The sequence below is a fragment of the Brassicibacter thermophilus genome, assembly GCF_055378355.1.
This window is the reverse complement of sequence record NZ_AP042446.1, coordinates 684,582-705,171: the sequence shown is the minus strand read 5'-3', so window position 1 is coordinate 705,171 and position 20,590 is coordinate 684,582. Positions and strand designations below refer to the sequence as shown.

The following is a 20,590-nucleotide window of genomic DNA, read 5'->3' as shown; positions in this document are numbered from 1 at the left end:
TGCTAATTAAAGGTGAGTTTTTTTATAGTTATTTATGCTGCAAATTGACTATTGTAAAGCTCTGCATAGAAACCTTTCCTTCTTAATAGCTCCTCGTGAGTTCCTTGTTCAATTATATCTCCATCTTTCATAACAAGGATTAAATCTGCATCTCTTATAGTCGAAAGCCTATGTGCTATTATGAAAGATGTTCTTCCTTTCATTAAATTTTCCATAGCTTTTTGGATTAATATTTCTGTCCTTGTATCAACAGAAGAAGTTGCTTCATCTAGTATAAGTATCCTAGGGTCAGCAAGTATTGCTCTAGCTATGGTAAGAAGCTGTTTTTGTCCTTGAGATATGTTGTTGGCTTCTTCATTTATAATCATATTATATCCATCTGGCAAAGTGTGAATAAATCTATCTGCATGAGCTGCTTTTGCAGCTTTTATTACTTCTTCATCTGCTGCGTCTAATCTTCCATACCTAATATTATCCATTATACTTCCAGAGAAAAGCCAAGTATCTTGTAGAACCATACCAAAATTATCTCTTAAATCTTCCCTTGTAAATTCTTTTATATCATGGCCATCAACAAGTATTTTCCCTTCATTAATATCGTAAAATCTCATTAGAAGTTTTACAATAGTAGTTTTGCCTGCTCCTGTAGGACCTACTATGGCAACTTTTTGCCCTGGTTTTATATCAGCAGAGAAATTTTTTATTATTATTTTATCTTCATTATATCCAAATCTAACATTTTCAAATGTAACTCTTCCTTTTATATTTTCTAGCTTAACAGGATTTTCTGTTTCTTCAACTTCTTCGTCTTCCTCTAAAAATTCAAACACCCTCTCAGCTGCAGCAGCAGTAGATTGAAGAATATTACTAATCTGAGCTACCTGTCTTATAGGTTGATTGAAGCTTCTAACATATTGAATAAATGAAAGAATATCTCCCACTTCTATAACTTTTCTAACTGCAAACCAGCCACCAAGTATTGAAACTGCTACATATCCTAAATTCCCTATAAAATTCATTATGGGCATCATCATACCAGAAAGAAACTGTGATTTCCATGCAGAATTATATAACTCTTCATTTATATCTCTGAATTTTTCAACAGCCTCTTCTTCTCCATTAAAAGCTTTCATTATGTTGTGTCCACCGTAGATTTCTTCTATATGACCATTAACCTTACCAAGAGATTTTTGTTGAGCTTTGAAATATTTTTGTGATTTCTTTATTACTCCCATAATTAAAACCATTGATAGAGGCAATATCAGTACAGCAGCTATAGTCATCTGCCAACTTATAGATATCATCATAATAAGAACACCTATAAGGGTTATAGCAGAAGTAATTATTTGACTCATACTTTGATTTAAAGTCTGGCTTACTGTATCTACATCATTAGTTACTCTAGATAGTACATCACCATGTGATACAGAATCAAAATACTTAAGAGGAAGTTTATTTATCTTTTCTGATATTTCCTTTCTTAATTTATACGATACTTTTTGGGAGACACCAGTTACTATAAATCCTTGTATATAGGAGAACAAGGATGATATAATATATAGCCCTACCAATAACATAACTATATTAAATATATAATCAAAGTCAATTCCTCCACCAGGAACACCTGATATCTTAGAAATTAATCCTTCATATATCTTTGTTGTAGCTTTTCCAAGTATCTTAGGTCCTGCTATAGAAAAAGCTGTGCTTCCTATTGCAAATATCAAAACAATGATAAGTTTAAATTTATATGGGCTTAAATAGTTAAAAAGCTTTGAAAAAGTCCCCTTAAAATCCTTAGGTTTTTCGAATCCTCCTACCATTGGACCCCCCATTGGTCCATGACCCCTTCTTGGTCCTTGATTTCTCATATTTTTTTCACTCATATAGCAAGTTCCTCCTCCGATAGTTGAGATAAAGCTATTTGCTTGTAAACATCACAGCCTTTTAAAAGCTCTTTATGAGTTCCTGATCCAACTATCTTTCCTTCATCTAATACTATTATTCTCTCAGCATTCTTTATGGTACTAATTCTCTGAGCAACTATTAGTACAGTGCTGTCCTTTATTTCCTCGTGCATCGCCTTTCTTAATTTAGCGTCTGTTTTAAAATCTAGAGCTGAAAAACTATCATCGAATATAAATACTTCTGGTTTTTTCACTAAAGCTCTGGCAATTGATAATCTTTGTCTTTGCCCTCCTGATACATTAGTTCCTCCTTGAGATATCTCAGTTAATATCCCTAGTTCTTTCTCATCAATAAATTCTTTGGCTTGAGCTATTTCTATTGCTTTTTGAACATCGTCATCACTTGCATCAGTATTTTTTCCATATTTAATATTACTCTCTATAGTGCCGGTAAATAATACACCTTTTTGTGGAACGTAGCCAATCCTCTCTCTTAAATCGTGGAGTTTAATATCTCTTATATCTACACCATCTAAAGTAATTTGCCCTTCAGTAACGTCATAAAACCTTGGAATTAAATTAACTAAAGTAGATTTCCCACTTCCAGTACTTCCTATAAAAGCAATTGTTTCTCCTGGTCTTGCAGTAAATGATATATCTTCAAGAACACATCCCTCTGCTCCAGGATATTTGAAACTGACATTCTTAAATTCTAAAAGTCCCTTCATATCTTGTCTAGTCTCTTTTGGATTTACAGGATCTAATATTGTAAGTTCTTTGTCTAATACTTCAGTAACTCTCTGGGCTGATACGGAAGCTCTTGGCAGCATTATTGAAACCATTGATACCATAAAGAATGACATAATTATCTGCATTGTATATTGCATAAATGCCATCATATCTCCTACCTGTATAGCACCATTTTCGATTTCATGAGCTCCTACCCAAACTATTAACAAAGTAATAGCATTCATAATTAACATCATTGTAGGCATCATAACCGTCATTAACCTTGAAACAAAGAGATGTGTTTTTGTTAAATCTTTATTTGCACCATCAAATTTATTTTCCTCAATTTTTTGAGTATTAAATGCTCTAATAACTAACATTCCGTTAAGTGATTCTCTCATTACACGATTGACTTTATCAACAAGCTTTTGCAGCTTTTTGAATCTCGGTATAGCTACAGAAAATAAAACTATAACTAAGGTAAGAATAGCCATAACTCCTACAGCAACTATCCACGCCATTGATGTATTTGTACTTAGTGCTCTAATAATACCTCCAATACCTAATATTGGAGCATAAAATACCATTCTCATCATCATTACTGTAAAAGTCTGTACCTGTTGAATATCATTAGTGCTTCTAGTTATTAATGAAGCTGTTGAAAAATCATTAAACTCTCTGTTTGAAAAAGCAGTTACTTTATTAAATACCTTATCTCTCAAGTTTCTAGCAAGGGCTGATGAAACTTTCGAAGCTAAAAAACCTACAGAAATAGACGCTGCCATACCAATAAGTGAAATTAAAAGCATAATACTGCCTATATACAAAATATAGTTTGACTGATTTTTATTTATGTCTATACCTATATCTTCATATTCAGACTTTATATAGTTAACAGCAGATTGAGATACCATACTTTCAGGTAGATTTGCAAAAGGATTATCTCCCATATTTTGTGATGCAATCCCTTGTGGTGCACCTTCTTCAACTCCTGATATAATAAGGAAAGCCTTGCCTAAAAATGAATTCATCTCATCTATAGCTTCTTCTGAATTTGTGTTTAATATAAACAAACTTTCATCTTTTAAAGCTGGATATTTTTTAACATAATCTTCATATTCTTCTTCACTTAAATTGTCTTTATCAATCATTTTATAACTATTCATTAATAAATATTTTTCTTCTTCATTCAAAAATATTTGAATCTTATCCATAGTATCAGCTTTCATTACTTCAGGTACTACGTCTTCTATGCCATTTTGTTGTATACCTATATTAACTATCTTTGACATATAGTCAGGCAAAGCAAGCTCTGTACTAGCTTGAAGAAATAACAATGCTATTACAACAATTATTGATACTACAAATGGCTTGAATTCTTTAATTAGCCTTATCATAAAACCCTCCTATATCATTTACGTTTTGTTTACTTCTTTTTTATATTATTTGCTACAAGTAGATTGTCACGCATTTGCATTAATAATCTCCGAAAAATTACTTTTTCTTCCATCGTAAAGTTTCCAAAGCACTCTTCTTCAAGATTTTTTAATACACTTATAGCTTTATTGCACGCTTCTCTGCCTTCTGGTGTAAGATAAACCCTTGATATCCTTTGATCATCTAAGTCTTGTTTGCGTTTAACTAAGTTTACTTTTTCCATCCTTTTCAACATTATAGTCAATGTAGCAGGAGCAATCCTTAATTTATCTGCTAATTCCTTCTGACTCTGACCATCTTTTTTATTTAAAGTAAATAATAAAGGTGGCTGACCTGGATATATACCTATTTTATCTAAAAGTGTATGAGTGCGAAGGTGGTGAAGCCTTAGTATTTCAATAAATAAATAATGTAAAGAATCTTTATCTATCTTTTCCATTTTTACCTCCTATTTAATTAGACGTCTAAATATATTATGTATGATATCACCTTTGTATGCTTGTGTCAATACGTATTTATATCTCAATTGTACCATTTTTTAGTTAGATGTCTAATTAAATTTGTCCAAAAAGCACCAAAAAATTAAATTTGTATCATCTACTTAATCCTCTGTGAAAAATTTTTTTCTTCTGAATCTCTATAACAAAGAAAGCACATTGTTTTAATAATCAAAAGTTAAACTTTTTTATATTTCTTCAAATTGCTTATCCCTTAAATATTTTACAATTAATTCATCTAATTTTCTGCTTAGTTCTATTACTTCTTTGCTTGTAATTTCCTTATTCTCGTCAATTACTATTTCGTTTAATTCAGCTCTAATTTTTTCTATTTCATTTTTTAAATTATCATTTTCAATCTGCTTTTGATCTTTTTCTCTATATAATTTCTTATCTGCCATTTTATCACACCCTATATATTTTTTAATCATATAATCTATTATTCTACTTCTAATTTACTAGATTTATTTCTTAATTTTTTATCACTTTTCAATCAATTTTTTTATATTAATTTAAAAGTAAATTTATTAGTTAAAAATTGGAAATCAAAAATTTAGTTATATAGATAAAAATGATAAGCAAAGAATAGATAAGCATATACCATGAAATAAAATAATTATTGATATGAACAGTCTAAAGGATTCGATAGTATATTTAGATACGCTGTAGGTAATAAAACTAACTGAATGATAAAAGAAGATAAGATAATTTTATGAAGTTAGTATTAAACTCTAAAGAACGTAATATCGAAGGGACTAGAGTTAAAATTACTAGATTAATTCTTTTCTTTACATTTCTAATATATATTATATTTTTACCCTTTTTACCCTAAAATTAAACATAAAAACACTTTTACACTTTAATTTTTCATAGAAAGATGAGATTTTAATTTTATAGTTATGCAATTTAATCAATTAATTGACCTGCTCAAAAATTAAATGTACTGGTTAAGAATACTTAGTAAAATATAGTTTCTAAACAATATTTTAAAAAAAGCAACATAACAAATACATAAATATAATATCAGAGGAAAAAAAGTCCAAAAAAAAAAATCGTACAAAAATTTAAACTTGCAAAATTTAAAATAATATTTTATTATGCAATTTCCTCTATTTATTATATTAAATATAATCACTAATATAATAAAAAATAAAAAAATTTATTCTTATGTAAAGTGGTATGATTGTTACCATGTTAAAAATCAATACATCTATAAATATTATCAATGTAATTTATACATTATAAAAGCATATAACCAGTAAAAACTGGTTATATGCAAAGTTGTATATGAATTATTTTCCTGCTATTTCCTCTAGCTTTTTCATCAAAGGAGTTGCCTTTTTTATAGCGTCTCCCACACTTACCTTTACAATTTTCTTCCCTTTAAATCTATCAACATTTTTAATTTGCATATCTTTAGTTAATAGTACAATGTCTGCTGATTGAATATCTTCTTTGGTAAGCTCATTTTCTATACCAATAGAACCTTGAGTTTCCACCTTAATATCAATGCCTTCCTGTTTAGCTGCATTCTCTAAAGCTTCTGCAGCCATATAAGTGTGTGCTACTCCTGATGGACAAGCAGTTACTGCAACAATTTTCATATATACCACCCCACTAATTAGTATTTTACCTTTTCTCAGAAAGGAATCTCAATTATTCTATTTCTAAATCTATTTCATCTAAATCATCTATAGATTCTGTAGTAGTTTGTTCTTGAACTGGTTTTTTAAGTAGGTTAACTATAAGAGCTGTTATAACTACACCTACTATTGTTGCAACTATATATGCAATTCTACCTTCTACTACTGGTAATACTATCCATCCACCCCATGGAGCATGGTTTGCAGCTCCTAGTAAAAATGCTGTAACTGAGCCAGCTGCTCCACCAATCATTATAGATGGTATAACCCTTAATGGATCAGCTGCTGCGAAAGGTATAGCACCTTCTGTAATTCCTATAAGTCCCATTATAATTGCTGCTTTACCACTTTCTCTTTCTTCTTGTGTGTACTTTTTAGGAGCTAGGAAAGTTGCTAAAGCTAATCCTAAAGGTGGTGTACATATAGCAACACCAACTGCAGCCATTATTTGTGGATGGGTACCAACCATTGCAACTGCAAAGAAGAAAGCTGTTTTGTTTACAGGACCTCCCATGTCAAATGCCATCATAGAACCTAAAATAATACCTAATATTATCTTACTAGCATCGGACATTGATGTCAACCAATTAGAAAGGCCTTCCATTATGCCTGCTATTGGAGCACCTATTACCCAAACTACTAAACCACCTACTATGAATGTACCAATAAGTGGAATTATAAAAATTGGCATTACTGAACGCATTACTGGTGGAACCTTTATCTTCTTAAGATAATATACAACTATACCTGCAATTAATCCAGCTGCAATTCCACCTAAAAATCCTGCTCCTACTTGATTTGCCAAGTATGCACCTATCATACCAGGAGCTATACCAGGTCTATCAACCATTGAAAATGCAATAAAGCCTCCTAGTATTGGTACGAATAGTGTCATACCTCCAATGCCTATATCCCACATATCCTTTAAAAATCCAGTTTCTGGAGCTGAAGGTGTCCCTGACAACATTACTGATAATGCTAATAAAACACCCCCTGCTACAACGAATGGAATCATGTAAGATACACCTGTCATAAGATGTTGGCGTGTATCTTTTAGTAATTCTTTCATAACGTAATTCTCCTTTCAATTAATAATTTAGAATAAATACTGAATGTTAAAAAAACTCATAAAATTTGTATTGATTACTTTTTTATTCCTCCTCTCCTTTGTAAAAGGTTTTCATTTTATCTAAAGGGTAAAATAACTATTTTACCCTTTAGTCATTAACCTTTTTTCCACTACCATATACTGATTCCCAATCAGATACAAACTTGTCAACACTATAATCAGTTAATGGGTGGGCCATCATATTCCTCAAAACATCTGTAGGTACTGTTATACTATGGACACCATTTTTTATAATGTCTAAGACCTGTTGAGAATTTTTAAAACTAGCTGCTAATACCTTAGTATTAAATTTGTAATTGTCAATTACGGCTATAATATCTTTAACAACATCTACCCCTTGAGCTGAAATATTATCTAGTCTATTTACATAGGGTGCTATATAACTTGCCCCTGCCTTTGCAGCCAATACAGCTTGATGTGCTGTAAATACAGCAGTTGCAGTAGTTTTAATTCCTATTTTTGATAATTCCTTGATAGCTTTAAGTCCTTCACTTGTTACTGGAATTTTAACATATATATCTTTGTGTAAAGTACTTATAAATTTAGCTTCTTCAATCATTCCTTCACAATCTTTACTTACTACTTGTGCATGGACAGTCTTGTCCTCACCTATTACATCAATAATTTCTTTTATTAGCTTAGCAAATTGTTTCTTTTCCCTTGAAACAATTGTTGGGTTTGTGGTTACACCATCAATTGATAACAAATCTGCAAGTTCTTTAATCTCCTCTACATTACCTGTATCTAAGTATAATTCCACATTAACAACTCCTTTTTTATTATGATACTTGCTTAAATACATCCTTTAATAAATTTAAAAGTTTATCTTCACTATCTATTTCTAAAATTTCTTGCCTAAAGTTTTCATTCATCAATTTTCTTGACAAAGCTGCTAATATTTTTAAATGCTGATTAGAAGCAGCTTCTTCTGGTACAGCAAGGATAAAAACTATATTTACAGGCTTACCATCTAATGAATTCCAATCTACTCCTTCTTTGATTCTACCAAAGGCTACTGTAGGAATCTTAACATATTTGCTTTTTCCATGTGGAATCGCTATTCCAAAACCTATTCCTGTAGTAGAAAGTTGTTCTCTATTAAGAACCTCTTGTAAATATCCGTCATAATCATATAATCTATTTTCTTTGTCTATAAGCTCAGCTAATTCTCTAATTATTTCTTCTTTATTTTGTCCTTTAATATCTAATTTTATAAGATTTTTATCTATTAATTTTTTCATTAATATCACCTTTCCCAATCAAAATATTATGAATTTCTTTTGAAGTTTTCCTCTTTCTTATTGAATTAAGTATTTTCTCATTATCTAGCATAGAATAAAATTTTTTAAAAAATCTCCTTATTTCATTCCCTGTTTCAAACTTTAGCGCTAAAAGAAATACAATGTCTACCTTTTCTCCTGACCAATCAATGGGAGTTTCTAATGTAGCAACTGCTATTGAAGATGTTTTAACCAGTTTTTCCTGACCATGGGGAATTGCTACACCTCTACCTACTGCAGTTGAAGTAACTCTCTCTCTTTCAATAACTGTATCTATATAATCTTTATCAACGTAATTTTCATCTTGTAGCAACTTTACAAGTTTTCTTATTACTTGTTCTTTGCTTTTAGCTTTAAGCTGAGGGCATATTAAGTCTTTATTGAATATATTTCCTTCTATTGTTTCTAATGTACTTTTATCGAATTTTCTAGTACTTTCAATATTTTTAATGTAATCCTTTACTCTCTCAATATCATTTTCTGTAACAAATACACTTATTTGTATAGTTGGTTTAGAATTGTATTTAAGTGGGATAGTTGAAATTATAATATCGAAATCAGTAGGTTTTATCTTATTAATATCATGAACTGAAGTAATATCCACAATTTCTAAATCTCTTATCTCCCTTTCTAGCCTCACTGCAACTAGTTGAGCAGTCCCTATCCCAGTACTACAAACTATAATTCCTCTAGTTTTACTGTCTAATCTTTCTAAGGCTGCCCCAATATGAATAGCTAAATAGCCTATTTCTTCCTCTGTTACCTTTGTCCCAAAAAATTTTTCAAATAAAGCACTAGTTGCCCAAGCTGCTCCAAATATACTAGGATATTTATTTTTTATTTCTTCTAATAAGGGATTTCTTAAACTTAGCCCATATTTTAGTCTATTTATAGCTGGTCTTAGATGAAGGACTAATCCAGCTAATAATTTTTCATCTCTACTAAAGTCAATTGAAAGTATATTACCAATAAGGGCTATTATCTCTTTTGTAAACTCTAATATGGTAGAATCAACATTGTTAATGATTTCCCTTGCTTCAAAAGAGTAGAATCCCTCTTGTATTTTTGCACCTAGAATATGAAGTGAAATATAGCCTATTTCAGGTTCTGGTATATTTATACCAAACTCTTTTTCTATCCTATTGGCAATCCATGAAGCTATTTTGTACTCCTTATGACTTTTAATATTATTTAATTTCTCTGAACTCATCTTAATATCCTTATTGTTCCTTATCCTTTGAATACAGATTGCTATATGCACTAATAACCCTGCAAAGGCTTCATCTGTCAACAAAACATCCATTTTATTTTCTGCTTCACTTAAGATTTCTTCTATTTTTCTAATATCTATTTTAGGAAATAGTTCCTTTATATATAAATAATCTTTGTAACCTATTTTTTGATTTTCTTGTATATCCTTTTCATTTGATAACAATTTTTTTATTTCTTCATCGTTTTTTAATAATATTAGTAAATCGGCTGCTGCTTTTCGCCAGTCGTTTTCCTTGCCAACAACTTCTATACCATAATTTTGTCTTCTTTTAAGCCTTAAATTATATTTGTTCAGCCATTTTTCAACTTCTTCAAGATCCTTGTAAACAGTAACTCTACTTACATATATCTCATCAGCTAACAACTGTGTTGTTATAAATCCCTCTGAAAGAAGTAATCTTTTTATAATATATAATTGTCTATCCTCAGATGAAAAAGGTTGAATATAACCTTTTCTTTTATTCATTGAATTTCTTATAAGAAGTCTCTTTTCTTGATTTGCCTCAAGCCATATTCCTACTCTAGGTTTTTTAACAACCCTGCCAAAATTATTTGATTCAAAGTAAGATTCTATCTCCTTTAAATCGTTTCTCACAGTCTTATTAGAAACATTTAATTCTTTTGCAATCTCATTTATGGTTATTGGTTCAGATGTATTTAATAATATATTTATTATTTCCCAGCACCTTGTATTGGGAAACTTACTCATTATACACACCTCATTATTAAAGGATAGAATATCTAATATGGCAATTAGGAAACTAACTACTTTGTTTTTATATTTTCATACTATCATTTGAATATTGTATTTTCAATGGTTTAGACTATATAATAACTTACAGATTAATGTGGAAAAAGTTTGCTTATATAGTGGAAAACTAGATAATTAGGAAGAAAGGCAATTGAAAGTTAACCATTCAATTGCCCATTAATTAATTTCATCTATTGTTACAACCCTATTACCTTCATTAGCAGAAATGTATCCCATTTCTATTATTTTTTGAGATTTATATCCTTCTTCTAAATTTGGAGTTTCATTGTACTTAATACATCCTTCATTTATATTAAGCATAAAATTAAGCATACTTGATAAATGAGCGTTAATAAACCATCCCATATCAAATTTACTACCAGGATATATACTTTTATGATATTTGCTAAATTCACTTATTCTCTCAATATTACCCATTAATAATCTTCCCTTTTCATGTATAAATATTTCAGGATAATCAGGATACAAAGTAGTTATTTTGACCTTACCTTTAGTACCATATACCTCAAAAACAGTTTCTTCTCTTAAATCTGAAGAAATTCTAGAGACTTCTAAGGTTCCATAGGCACCATTTTCTAGGGTCATATCTAAAAGAGCCCATTCATCAACATCCACCTTTACCATTTCACTTTTAGTTGCATCCTTATATCTTTCTTTAAAATATGTGCTAGTTTTCCCTCTAACCTCTTTAACCTCACCTAATAAAAACCTTACTAAATCAGCCATATGAATACCTAGATCCATTAGAGCTCCTCCACCTGACATTTTTTTGTCTAATCTCCACGACATAGGGCGTTCACTATTTAAATATCCCTTATGATATAAGGTAGCTCTGAAATTTAATATATCCCCTAGTTTCCCTACCTTTATATAATCCCTAGCCAATACTACCGCAGGCATAAATCTATACATAAGGGCAACTTGATTTATTACTCCCTTTTCTTTGCAAAGATTTACTAACTTTCTCCCTTCATTTATATCTTTGGATACTGGTTTCTCCATATATATATTTTTTCCAGCTAATACTACTTCTTTACCCTGTTGAAAATGCATAAAATTAGGTGTACAAAGGTCTACCATCTCTACTTCCTTCGAAGAAAGAAGTCCCTGCAATTTATCAGTTTCAAATTCAAACAAACCTAAGTCTGTTTTGCCTTTTCTTGTGGATATTCCTATTAATTTGGGCTTAATAGGAAGATTGTTAAATACCAAATTCATTGAATTCATTGTTATAAGATGTATTTTAGCTATACCACCTAGCCCAACAATTCCCACTCCTATTTCTCTCAATTGTTACACTCCTTTTCTCTCTAATATTTTAATTCTATCGATAACTGTTTCTACTTCTTCTAAAGTAGCTGCCCTTGTACCTTCCTTTGTAACTGCTATCACAGAAGCTGCAATTCCTAATCTAAATGCTTCTTTTATTGTGAGACCTTTACTTAATCCTACTGTAAAACCAGCAACTAGAGAATCACCTGCTCCAACCGTACTTTTTACTTTAACCTTCGGAATTTCTCCTTGTAAAACTAAATCTTTTCCTACTAAAACTGCCCCTTTACTTCCCATAGAAACACATATAAGCTCTATTCCACTGTCAATTAATTCATTACACACTTCCACTATCTCATTAATTGTTTCAAGTTTTGTAGCTACTATTTCTTCTAATTCATGTATATTAGGTTTAATCATATATGGATTGGCCATAATCCCCTCTTTTAAATATTCGCCACTAACATCTAAAACAACTTTACATTCTTTTTGGCAACCTATTTCTGACAGCGTTTTGTAAATATCTGTACCAATACCTTTAGGCACACTTCCAGATAGCACCACAATATCTCCTTCATTCAATACCTTTTCATAAGTATTTAAAAATTCTTTTAGTTCAAATTCAGTTACCTCTCTTCCTTTTTCATTAATATCTGTTGTATCTCCAGTTTTTAAATCTACAATTTTTAAATTTGTTCTAGTTTCTGATGCAACTTTAGTAAAGTCACTATTAATATCATTATCCTTTAATGAATCTTCTATAAATTGTCCACTTTTTCCACCAATAAACCCAAGGGCCAATGTCTTGCAATTTAAGTTTTTTACTACCCTAGATACATTAATTCCTTTTCCCCCTGGGTCCATGACACTATATTCAAGTCTATTTACTTCACCTTTTTTAAAGTCTTCTATATAAATAGTCTTATCTATAGCAGGATTTAATGTTACTGTTATTATCAAATTTAGCCCTCCTATTCAACTATATCTAATATTTCTCTTTCAACCTTTTCTACGTCCGGCACATAACTCTTAAGAAGTTTTAATTGTCCCCTAATCTCATATTTACCTAAGGTGGCTGGTATTAAAACACTATCTCCCATATTTATATCCACTGTGCCATTTGAATAGTATATTTTACCTTTTCCCTCTACACATGTGTAAATATAAAACCTCTCATTATCGCTATATTCTAAACAACTTACCTCTATATTATAAAGTTCTAATGCAAAATGTTTGTTTAAACAATAATATACTTTGCTATAACCTTCTTTATTGACTTCAAGGCCCATACTTTTTTTCCCTACTAAGTTAAAATCTATTACATCTAAAGCCTTTTTTATATGCAATTCTCTTCCCCTATTATAATCGTATAATCTATAGGTAGTATCACTATTTTGTTGAATTTCTGCAATGATTAACCCTTCACCCATAGTATGGATTAAGCCACTTTTTATTAAATAAACATCCCCTTTTTTTACTTCTATTACATTCATATACTTTTCTGGATTTCCCTCATAAATAGCCCTTTCAAATTCCTCCTTAGTGCATCCATTGGTACCTAAAATTAATTTAGCTCCCCTTTTTGCAGCTACTACATACCAAACCTCTGTTTTTCCCATATCCTCTTCCACTTCTTGGGCATATTTATCGTCTGGATGTACTTGTACTGATAACTTGTCGCTTGTGTTTAATAGTTTTACCAATAAAGGAAACCAATCCATTGAAATTTTACTTCCTATTAAATCTGGACCTTTTTTAGTAATAAGGTCATCTAGCCTTATACCCTTATACTCACCATTAGCAACTATACTAGTACCATTTTTGTGACAAGCTACATCCCAACTTTCACCTATTTTGCCTTCAGGTAGATTCCCCCTAAATGTTTCTAAATCTCTGCTGCCCCATACCTTTTCACTATATATGTTTTCAAACTTTAATGGATACATTTTAATTCCTCCTTATAAGCAATATTTATTCCTGTATAAGTAAACTAAAAGTCTATTTAAAGTTTTTATTATAATATAAATTTAAATTCATTTATTGCCCTTTCTATACTTCCCAAAGAAGTGTCTATATCTATTCCAAGTGCCATTATTTTACTGTAATCTAATCTTAAATCCCTTTTTCTATCTTTATACCTTTCATTGTCCCTAATTACTATCTCTTCAATCCTCTTTTCTGAAATTCCCATCTTTTTTAACATAAATAGGGCTGTGTCATAAGTACTATTTTCATTGATTGAACCAAAATGATAAGTATCATAGGGAAGTTCAAATATTTTTTCTAAATTATCAATTAAATCATAGGCATAGGTTATTCCTCTGTACTCGTTAGATGCTATCTTAATCGGTCTATTAGATATAAGAGCTCCTATAAGTTTCCAAAAGAGATTAAGATTGTTAGGCATACCTCTTTATGGCAAACTAAACATCCAACTAAGCCTTAAAATCCAAAGCTCTTCTAATTCTTTTTTTAATAGGTTTTCTGCAGTTAATTTAGTCTTACCATATACTGTGCTAGGAACTGGTTCTTGATCTTCTTTATAAGGCCCATCATTTATATTCCCATTAAAAACCTGTTCGCTACTTATAAACAATAACTTAGAACCTATTTCTTTAGCTTTTCTTGCAATATTAACTGAGGCTTCTACATTTACTTTGTATGCAAAATCAGGATTATTTTCACAAGCTTCAGTTGCAGAAATAGCAGCAGTATGTATTATTATATTTGGCCTTACTTCTTCAAGAATTTTATTAGCTAATTGATGATTTGTAATATCTAAATCTTTACTAGTAAGTGGTATCATCTCATGTTTATCCTTAAACGTTTTGTTTATCCTTGAAGCTAAAAAACCATTAGCTCCAGTGATTAATATTTTTCTTCTATCCATAACTTTCACTCCTTTTTTCTTTAAATATATAGCTTATTATCCCTCCTAACTTCCATTTCCTATATATACACAAAGTATTTCTATCATTTTTATAATCTTCTACTGTTTAATCTCTACAATACGTTATTCAATAAAAATTAAAACTTACTTCTTCTATATTATCTGAAGTTTATATTTGTGTAGTTTTTCCATTATTACTGATGAAGGTTTCTCATCAGTTATCAGAGTGTCTATATCCTTCAGATCTGCAAATTTATAGATGCCGTCATAAAAAATTTTTTATTTTCCATTACAAGGAATACCTCTTTACCACATTCTATAATTGCTTTTTTTGTATTTCCATCTTCTACATTGAATGTGGTCACACTTCCAGTTTCAATATCTACACCACAGCTACCAATAAAAGCCTTTTGAACTGTGTATTTTGATATTGATTGAATTGCAGCTGAACCAACAAAACCACCTATATTTTGATAAAGAATGCCCCCAGGAGAAATTATTTGTATTTTTTCGTTAGCAGATAGGATTTTTAAAATATCTATAGAGTTAGTGATAACTGTAAGCTGATTTGAAGAAGTAGCTATCTTTTGTGCAAGTATCATATTAGTAGATGAAATATCTAGAAATATTGTTTCTCCTTTTTTCAATAAGGAATATGCCTTTTCAGCAATCTTACATTTTTCTTCGGTGTTGTATTTAGCCCTTTCTTCAATCTTTATATACTCTGCTATTTGTTTTTTTAATATACCACCTCCATATGTTCTTTCTAAAATTCCTTGATTTTCAAGATACTTTAAATCCTTTCTAATTGCATCTTCAGATACATTAAATTGTCTGCTTAAATCTTTAACTATAACTTTTCCCTTTTCATAAAGAATCTGAACTATTCTGTCTAATCTTTCCTTAGCAAACATAGCAATTCCCCTTTATTGTTTGTTATTATTTGTTCGTATTTTTATTATACCTATAATTCGTGTATTTATCAAGGTTTTATTTTAACCGTGTCTTAAATTGTTAGTAAATCATATTGACATTTCTTTATAATCAATATAAAATAATATTAAATAATATTAAATAATAAAACATTAAGGGAGTGATTTCATGTCAAGTACAAGCCCTAGAATCGAACACTTACGTAATTTATTATTTAAAGATAGAAGAAAAATATCCCTCGAAAGAGCTAAATTGTATACAGAAAGCTATAAACAAACGGAAAATCAGCCAACTATTATAAGAAGGGCTAAAGCCACAGCTCATATCTTAAATAATATAAATATTACAATAAATGACGGTGAATTAATAGTGGGAGGAAGGACTGTTAACCCCCGTTCAGGAATAGCATCGCCTGAAATGTCTCCTTATTGGATATATAATGAGCTAAATACTCTTCCTACTAGACCTCAAGATCAATTCGATATATCTGATGAAGATAAAAAACTATTTAAAGAAGAGCTATTTCCTTATTGGAAAGGAAAATCTCTAAAAGACTATATAGAGAATAAGCTTACAGATAATGTTAAAAAATCAATTGAAAAGAAAATTGTGAAATTAAACCAAACTGATAAAGGTCAAGGGCATATAATACCTTCCTTTAGTAAACTTGTTAATAGAGGCTTAGAAGATATAATAATGGAAGTTAGAAATAAAATAAAAAAAGACACTGATAATAACTTTTATAAAGCAGCATTAATTACTCTTGAAGCTACCCAAAATTATATTCTAAGATATGCAAAATTAGCAGAAAACATGTCCTATGAAGAAAGAGATGAAATCAGGAAAAGAGAACTACTAGAAATAAGTAGGATTTCTTTAAAAATTTCAAAGGAAAAACCTTCTTCCTTTTATGAAGCTTTACAATTGTTCTGGTATGTAAATATAGCTTTACAGTATGAATCAAATGCAAGCTCTATATCTACAGGAAGATTCGACCAATATATGTATCCTTTCTATAAAAAATCTATTGAAAATGGAATGGACAAAGAATTTGCTAAAGAATTATTAAGATGTCTATGGTTAAAGATGAACGATGTTGTTCTATTGAGAAGTCAAGAAAGCGCTAAATATTTTGCAGGTTTTCCTACAGGATATACTATTATACTTGGAGGTATTGACCGTTACGGACGGGATGCAACAAATGAATTGTCATATATTGTTTTAGAAACATATGCAGATATAAAACTTCCACAACCTAATATAGGGGTAAGAATTAATGAGAAAACTCCTAGAAAGTTCCTTGTAAAAACAGCAGAAACTATAAGATTAGGTACTGGAATTCCTCAAGTTTTTAATGATGAAGTAATAATACCTGGTTATATAAATAGAAGAGTAAGTCTTGAAGATGCAAGGGATTATGCTGTAGTAGGATGTGTTGAGCTTACTATACCAGAAAAAACCTATGGTCTTCATGATATAGCATTATTTAATTTGCTAAAAATTATGGAAATTACACTTAAAGAAAGCAAAGGTCAAATAGCAACCTTTGATGAGTTAATTGGTAATATTAAAAAGAATATTTCTAAATATGTAAAGGATATGGTAGAAGGCTCTAACATTGTTGATGAAAGCCATAAGGAATTTGCACCAACTCCATTGCTTTCTTCCTTTATTGAAGGATGTATAGAAAGTGGTAAAGATGTTACTTCAGGAGGAGCCAAGTATAATTTTTCCGGTGTGCAGGGAATAGGAATTGCAAATCTAAGCGATTCCCTATACACTATTAAAAAGGTTGTATATGATAATAAAGAAATGACATTAACTGAATTGTTGAAGATATTAGATTCAAACTACCAAGGCTACGAACCTCTTCGCCAAAGGTTTATCAATAAATTTGAAAAATACGGTAATGATATTGATGAAGTTGACTATTTAGGTAGTGAAATATTAGCTTATTACTGTAAAGAAGTAGAAAAATATAAAAATATAAGAGGTGGTTTTTTTCAACCAGGGTCTTACACTGTTTCTGCCCACATTCCTTTAGGCGAAGCTGTAGGAGCAACTCCAGACGGAAGACTAAATGGTGAACAGCTGGCCGACGGTGGTCTATCTCCAATGGTTGGCAGGGATAAAAATGGACCTACTGCTGTATTAAAGAGTGTAAGTAAACTTGATAATTATCTAACCTCCAACGGAAGTCTTTTAAATGTAAAATTTAGCCCATCAGTTTTAGAAGGTGATGAGGGTATTAAAAAGTTAGTTGGATTTTTACAGGCCTTTATGAGGTTAAAATTACAACATATACAATTCAATATAGTATCGGCAAAAACCTTAAGGGAAGCTCAAAAGCATCCAGAAAAGTACAAAAATCTAGTTGTAAGAGTAGCTGGATATAGTGCTATATTTGTCGAATTAAATGAGGCAATTCAAAATGATATTATAAATAGAACAGAACACAGCTTATAGGATGTGATATTATGAATAAAGCAACTATTTTCAATATACAAAGATATAGTATACATGATGGTGGAGGTATTAGAACAATTATATTCTTTAAAGGTTGTCCCCTTACATGTCCTTGGTGTTCAAATCCAGAGTCTCAGGATTTTAAGCCTGAAATAATGCGAAAAGAAAATTTATGTATTAAGTGCAAAAGTACAAGCTGTTTTACCTGCACTAATACTCCTGATCTTTGTCCTACAGGTGCACTAGAAATTGTAGGAAAAGAAATTGATATTGAGAAAATTATTAATGAAGTGAAAAAGGATATAGTTTTTTACGACAGTACAGGTGGTGGTGTTACTTTATCTGGCGGTGAACCTCTCTCTCAAGGAAAATTTGCTATAGAATTATTAAAAAGGCTGAAATATCTAGGTATAGATACTGCTATAGAAACTACAGGCTTTGGAAAATGGGAAATCCTTGATGAGATGTCTAACTACCTAAACACAGTATTATTTGATTTGAAAATAATGGATAGGAAAAGGGCAAAAGAATTTTTAAATGCTGATGTTAAATTGATACTAAGTAATTTTAGAAAGTTAATTAATAAAAGAGCAAAGGTTATTCCTAGAATCCCTCTAATTCCTAATTTTACTATGGATGATAATAACATTAATTCAATTATTGACTTTGTTGTATCCCAAAAAATCAAAGAAATTCATATTCTTCCTTTTCATCAGTATGGCAGCTCAAAATATAAGGGTTTAGGTAGAAAATATGAATTAGAAAACTTATCCCCTCCTACAGAAGAAGAAATAAATAAAATTAAAGAAAAAATGACTAACTATGGTTTAAATGTAATAGTAGGTGGAAAATAATAAGGACCTTTTCTAGGTCCTTGTTATTTTCTACTATATGAAAATTTTATCATACTGATTTTTATGTTAAACATCCCTTTATTTTACATATCGTCCTGCATTAAATAATAGCCTCGCAATCTAAAAAATATCTATTTAGTATATTCGTGAATCTATCTAAATCCTTTATGTAAAAATATACCCCAACAAACTCTAAAGTAAAACCTATAATAAATAAATAGCAAGCCCTAATATTAACATTTTCAGCATTTTTAATCTTATTTCCCGTAATCCTTTGTCTATTTACACATAAGTTTGCTCGTGAAAGGTTTACTCATAAAATGAGTATTCATACGCAGCGTATAACCTACAGAGGAAATATCAAAACCACATACACATCGTAATTTTACTTGATTTCAAAGAATTACAACTGCGTAAAAATTCATATTTTTATTTATTTCAATATATATTTCTACACACAAAAAAACCGCCAAAGGTATCTAAACCCATGACGGTTGGCACTTGCAATAAACAAACTTTGTAAGTTTGAACAAACTCGTGTGTAAATAAACAATTTTTATCTCTTTGAGAATTGTGGAGCACGCCTTGCTTTCTTTAAACCGTACTTCTTTCTTTCCTTCATTCTTGAATCTCTAGTTAAGAAACCACCCTTCTTAAGTACTGGTCTTAACTCTTCATCAGCTTTAAGTAATGCTCTTGCAATACCATGTCTTATAGCTCCTGCTTGACCAGTAAATCCTCCACCTTTAACATTAGCCACAACATCATACTTATCTACTGAGTTTGTAGCAACGAGAGGTTCTACAACTATAACTTTTAATGTATCATAATCAAAATATTCATCTATACTTCTATTATTTATAGTGATATTTCCATTTCCTGGAATTAACCTTACCCTTGCTACTGCCTTTTTTCTTCTTCCAGTACCATAATATTGAACGTTAGCCACTTACAGTCCTCCCTTCCGAACTTATATTTCATAAACTTCGGGTTTCTGAGCTTCATGATTATGCTCGGATCCTCTGTATACTCTCAATTTCTTCAACATTGATCTTCCTAAGCTATTTTTAGGAAGCATCCCTTTTACTGCTAATTCTATAACTTTTTCAGGTTTTTCTGCCATCATTCTTTTATAAGGTATCTCTTTTAATCCTCCTGGATAACCTGTATGATATCTATATTTCTTTTGTTCAAGTTTCTTTCCTGTTAATTCAACTTTATCGGCATTTATAACTATTACAAAATCTCCCGTATCTACATGAGGTGTATATATTGGTTTATGTTTTCCACGCAAAATCTTTGCAATTTCGCTAGCCATTCTACCAAGTTTTTGTCCTTCAGCGTCTATAATATACCATTTCTTTTCTACTTCATTTGGTTTAGCGATATAACTTTTCATTGTTTTCCCTCCTTACTACCTAGTTAAAAATAAATCCATATCTATATAAAATCCGGGGCTAGTGGATTTTTATCACACATACACATTTATATATTTTAATACATGGTGCC

Annotated in this window: 19 protein-coding genes; 2 read left to right on the top strand and 17 right to left on the bottom strand. The window is 30.5% G+C overall.

Going from position 1 to position 20,590, the window contains the following annotated elements; genetic code table 11:
* Positions 1-32: 32 nt before the first annotated feature.
* The 15 genes from ACZ41D_RS03380 to ACZ41D_RS03310 form a co-directional block, all read right to left on the bottom strand.
* Entirely contained in the window at positions 33-1,886 is a 1,854-nt protein-coding gene (locus tag ACZ41D_RS03380) for an ABC transporter ATP-binding protein (RefSeq protein WP_464152522.1), read from the bottom strand.
* Entirely contained in the window at positions 1,883-4,033 is a 2,151-nt protein-coding gene (locus tag ACZ41D_RS03375; RefSeq protein ID WP_464152521.1) for an ABC transporter ATP-binding protein, read from the bottom strand. Before ACZ41D_RS03375 ends, ACZ41D_RS03380 begins: the two co-directional genes overlap by 4 nt.
* Positions 4,034-4,062: 29 nt before the next feature.
* Positions 4,063-4,512, bottom strand: coding sequence for a MarR family winged helix-turn-helix transcriptional regulator (locus ACZ41D_RS03370; protein ID WP_464152520.1), 450 nt, complete (start codon positions 4,510-4,512; stop codon positions 4,063-4,065).
* A gap of 246 nt (positions 4,513-4,758) precedes the next feature.
* Positions 4,759-4,971, bottom strand: a complete 213-nt coding sequence (locus tag ACZ41D_RS03365; protein ID WP_464152519.1) for an aspartyl-phosphate phosphatase Spo0E family protein — start codon at positions 4,969-4,971, stop codon at positions 4,759-4,761.
* Between the two features lie 891 nt (positions 4,972-5,862).
* Positions 5,863-6,174, bottom strand: coding sequence for a PTS fructose-like transporter subunit IIB (locus tag ACZ41D_RS03360; protein WP_464152518.1), 312 nt, complete (start codon positions 6,172-6,174; stop codon positions 5,863-5,865).
* Positions 6,175-6,226: 52 nt separating this feature from the next.
* A complete protein-coding gene (locus ACZ41D_RS03355) occupies positions 6,227-7,282 on the bottom strand; it encodes a PTS fructose transporter subunit EIIC (protein ID WP_464152517.1) in 1,056 nt (351 codons plus the stop codon).
* 148 nt (positions 7,283-7,430) lie between these two features.
* Positions 7,431-8,102: a fructose-6-phosphate aldolase gene (gene fsa / locus ACZ41D_RS03350; RefSeq protein WP_464152515.1), complete on the bottom strand. Its 672-nt coding sequence runs from the start codon at positions 8,100-8,102 to the stop codon at positions 7,431-7,433.
* Between the two features lie 19 nt (positions 8,103-8,121).
* On the bottom strand, positions 8,122-8,583 hold the full coding sequence (locus ACZ41D_RS03345; RefSeq protein WP_464152514.1) for a PTS sugar transporter subunit IIA: 462 nt from the start codon (positions 8,581-8,583) through the stop codon (positions 8,122-8,124).
* Complete coding sequence (locus ACZ41D_RS03340) at positions 8,564-10,603, bottom strand: BglG family transcription antiterminator (RefSeq protein WP_464152513.1); 2,040 nt, start codon at positions 10,601-10,603, stop codon at positions 8,564-8,566. Before ACZ41D_RS03340 ends, ACZ41D_RS03345 begins: the two co-directional genes overlap by 20 nt.
* Before the next feature lie 219 nt (positions 10,604-10,822).
* On the bottom strand, positions 10,823-11,956 hold the full coding sequence (locus ACZ41D_RS03335; RefSeq protein ID WP_464152511.1) for a Gfo/Idh/MocA family protein: 1,134 nt from the start codon (positions 11,954-11,956) through the stop codon (positions 10,823-10,825).
* A 3-nt stretch (positions 11,957-11,959) separates the two neighbouring features.
* Entirely contained in the window at positions 11,960-12,898 is a 939-nt protein-coding gene (gene pfkB / locus ACZ41D_RS03330) for a 1-phosphofructokinase (RefSeq protein WP_464152510.1), read from the bottom strand.
* Between the two features lie 11 nt (positions 12,899-12,909).
* Positions 12,910-13,884 (bottom strand): type I phosphomannose isomerase catalytic subunit, encoded by a 975-nt coding sequence (locus ACZ41D_RS03325; RefSeq protein WP_464152509.1) that lies wholly within the window; start codon positions 13,882-13,884, stop codon positions 12,910-12,912.
* A gap of 68 nt (positions 13,885-13,952) precedes the next feature.
* Positions 13,953-14,345 carry a Rossmann-fold NAD(P)-binding domain-containing protein gene (locus tag ACZ41D_RS03320; protein WP_464152508.1) on the bottom strand — a complete coding sequence of 131 codons (393 nt, stop codon included), beginning with the start codon at positions 14,343-14,345 and terminating at the stop codon, positions 13,953-13,955.
* 6 nt (positions 14,346-14,351) lie between these two features.
* Entirely contained in the window at positions 14,352-14,828 is a 477-nt protein-coding gene (locus tag ACZ41D_RS03315) for an SDR family oxidoreductase (RefSeq protein ID WP_464152507.1), read from the bottom strand.
* A 239-nt stretch (positions 14,829-15,067) separates the two neighbouring features.
* Positions 15,068-15,742 (bottom strand): DeoR/GlpR family DNA-binding transcription regulator, encoded by a 675-nt coding sequence (locus ACZ41D_RS03310; RefSeq protein ID WP_464152506.1) that lies wholly within the window; start codon positions 15,740-15,742, stop codon positions 15,068-15,070.
* A gap of 187 nt (positions 15,743-15,929) precedes the next feature.
* On the opposite strand from ACZ41D_RS03310, the gene ACZ41D_RS03305 reads away from it, so the two are divergent.
* Together ACZ41D_RS03305 and ACZ41D_RS03300 are read left to right on the top strand one after the other, a co-directional pair.
* A complete protein-coding gene (locus tag ACZ41D_RS03305) occupies positions 15,930-18,227 on the top strand; it encodes a formate C-acetyltransferase (RefSeq protein WP_464152505.1) in 2,298 nt (765 codons plus the stop codon).
* A gap of 11 nt (positions 18,228-18,238) precedes the next feature.
* Positions 18,239-19,081 (top strand): [formate-C-acetyltransferase]-activating enzyme, encoded by an 843-nt coding sequence (locus ACZ41D_RS03300; protein WP_464152504.1) that lies wholly within the window; start codon positions 18,239-18,241, stop codon positions 19,079-19,081.
* A gap of 556 nt (positions 19,082-19,637) precedes the next feature.
* Here the strand turns inward: ACZ41D_RS03300 and rpsI are convergent.
* Positions 19,638-20,030 (bottom strand): 30S ribosomal protein S9, encoded by a 393-nt coding sequence (gene rpsI, locus ACZ41D_RS03295; RefSeq protein WP_464152503.1) that lies wholly within the window; start codon positions 20,028-20,030, stop codon positions 19,638-19,640.
* A 21-nt stretch (positions 20,031-20,051) separates the two neighbouring features.
* A complete protein-coding gene (gene rplM / locus ACZ41D_RS03290; RefSeq protein ID WP_464152502.1) occupies positions 20,052-20,480 on the bottom strand; it encodes a 50S ribosomal protein L13 in 429 nt (142 codons plus the stop codon).
* Between the last annotated feature and the right edge of the window lie 110 nt (positions 20,481-20,590).

Bases quoted from the DNA above. Each gene is read 5' to 3' on its own strand.
- ACZ41D_RS03365 (WP_464152519.1), bottom strand. From the start codon at position 4,971: ATGGCAGATAAGAAATTATATAGAGAAAAAGATCAAAAGCAGATTGAA.
- ACZ41D_RS03320 (WP_464152508.1), bottom strand. From the start codon at position 14,345: ATGCCTAACAATCTTAATCTCTTTTGGAAACTTATAGGAGCTCTTATA.
- ACZ41D_RS03355 (WP_464152517.1), bottom strand. From the start codon at position 7,282: ATGAAAGAATTACTAAAAGATACACGCCAACATCTTATGACAGGTGTA.
- ACZ41D_RS03340 (WP_464152513.1), bottom strand. From the start codon at position 10,603: ATGAGTAAGTTTCCCAATACAAGGTGCTGGGAAATAATAAATATATTA.
- ACZ41D_RS03345 (WP_464152514.1), bottom strand. From the start codon at position 8,583: ATGAAAAAATTAATAGATAAAAATCTTATAAAATTAGATATTAAAGGA.
- ACZ41D_RS03380 (WP_464152522.1), bottom strand. From the start codon at position 1,886: ATGAGTGAAAAAAATATGAGAAATCAAGGACCAAGAAGGGGTCATGGA.
- ACZ41D_RS03325 (WP_464152509.1), bottom strand. From the start codon at position 13,884: ATGTATCCATTAAAGTTTGAAAACATATATAGTGAAAAGGTATGGGGC.
- ACZ41D_RS03305 (WP_464152505.1), top strand. From the start codon at position 15,930: ATGTCAAGTACAAGCCCTAGAATCGAACACTTACGTAATTTATTATTT.
- ACZ41D_RS03315 (WP_464152507.1), bottom strand. From the start codon at position 14,828: ATGGATAGAAGAAAAATATTAATCACTGGAGCTAATGGTTTTTTAGCT.
- ACZ41D_RS03360 (WP_464152518.1), bottom strand. From the start codon at position 6,174: ATGAAAATTGTTGCAGTAACTGCTTGTCCATCAGGAGTAGCACACACT.
- ACZ41D_RS03375 (WP_464152521.1), bottom strand. From the start codon at position 4,033: ATGATAAGGCTAATTAAAGAATTCAAGCCATTTGTAGTATCAATAATT.
- ACZ41D_RS03300 (WP_464152504.1), top strand. From the start codon at position 18,239: ATGAATAAAGCAACTATTTTCAATATACAAAGATATAGTATACATGAT.
- ACZ41D_RS03370 (WP_464152520.1), bottom strand. From the start codon at position 4,512: ATGGAAAAGATAGATAAAGATTCTTTACATTATTTATTTATTGAAATA.
- ACZ41D_RS03310 (WP_464152506.1), bottom strand. From the start codon at position 15,742: ATGTTTGCTAAGGAAAGATTAGACAGAATAGTTCAGATTCTTTATGAA.
- rplM (WP_464152502.1), bottom strand. From the start codon at position 20,480: ATGAAAAGTTATATCGCTAAACCAAATGAAGTAGAAAAGAAATGGTAT.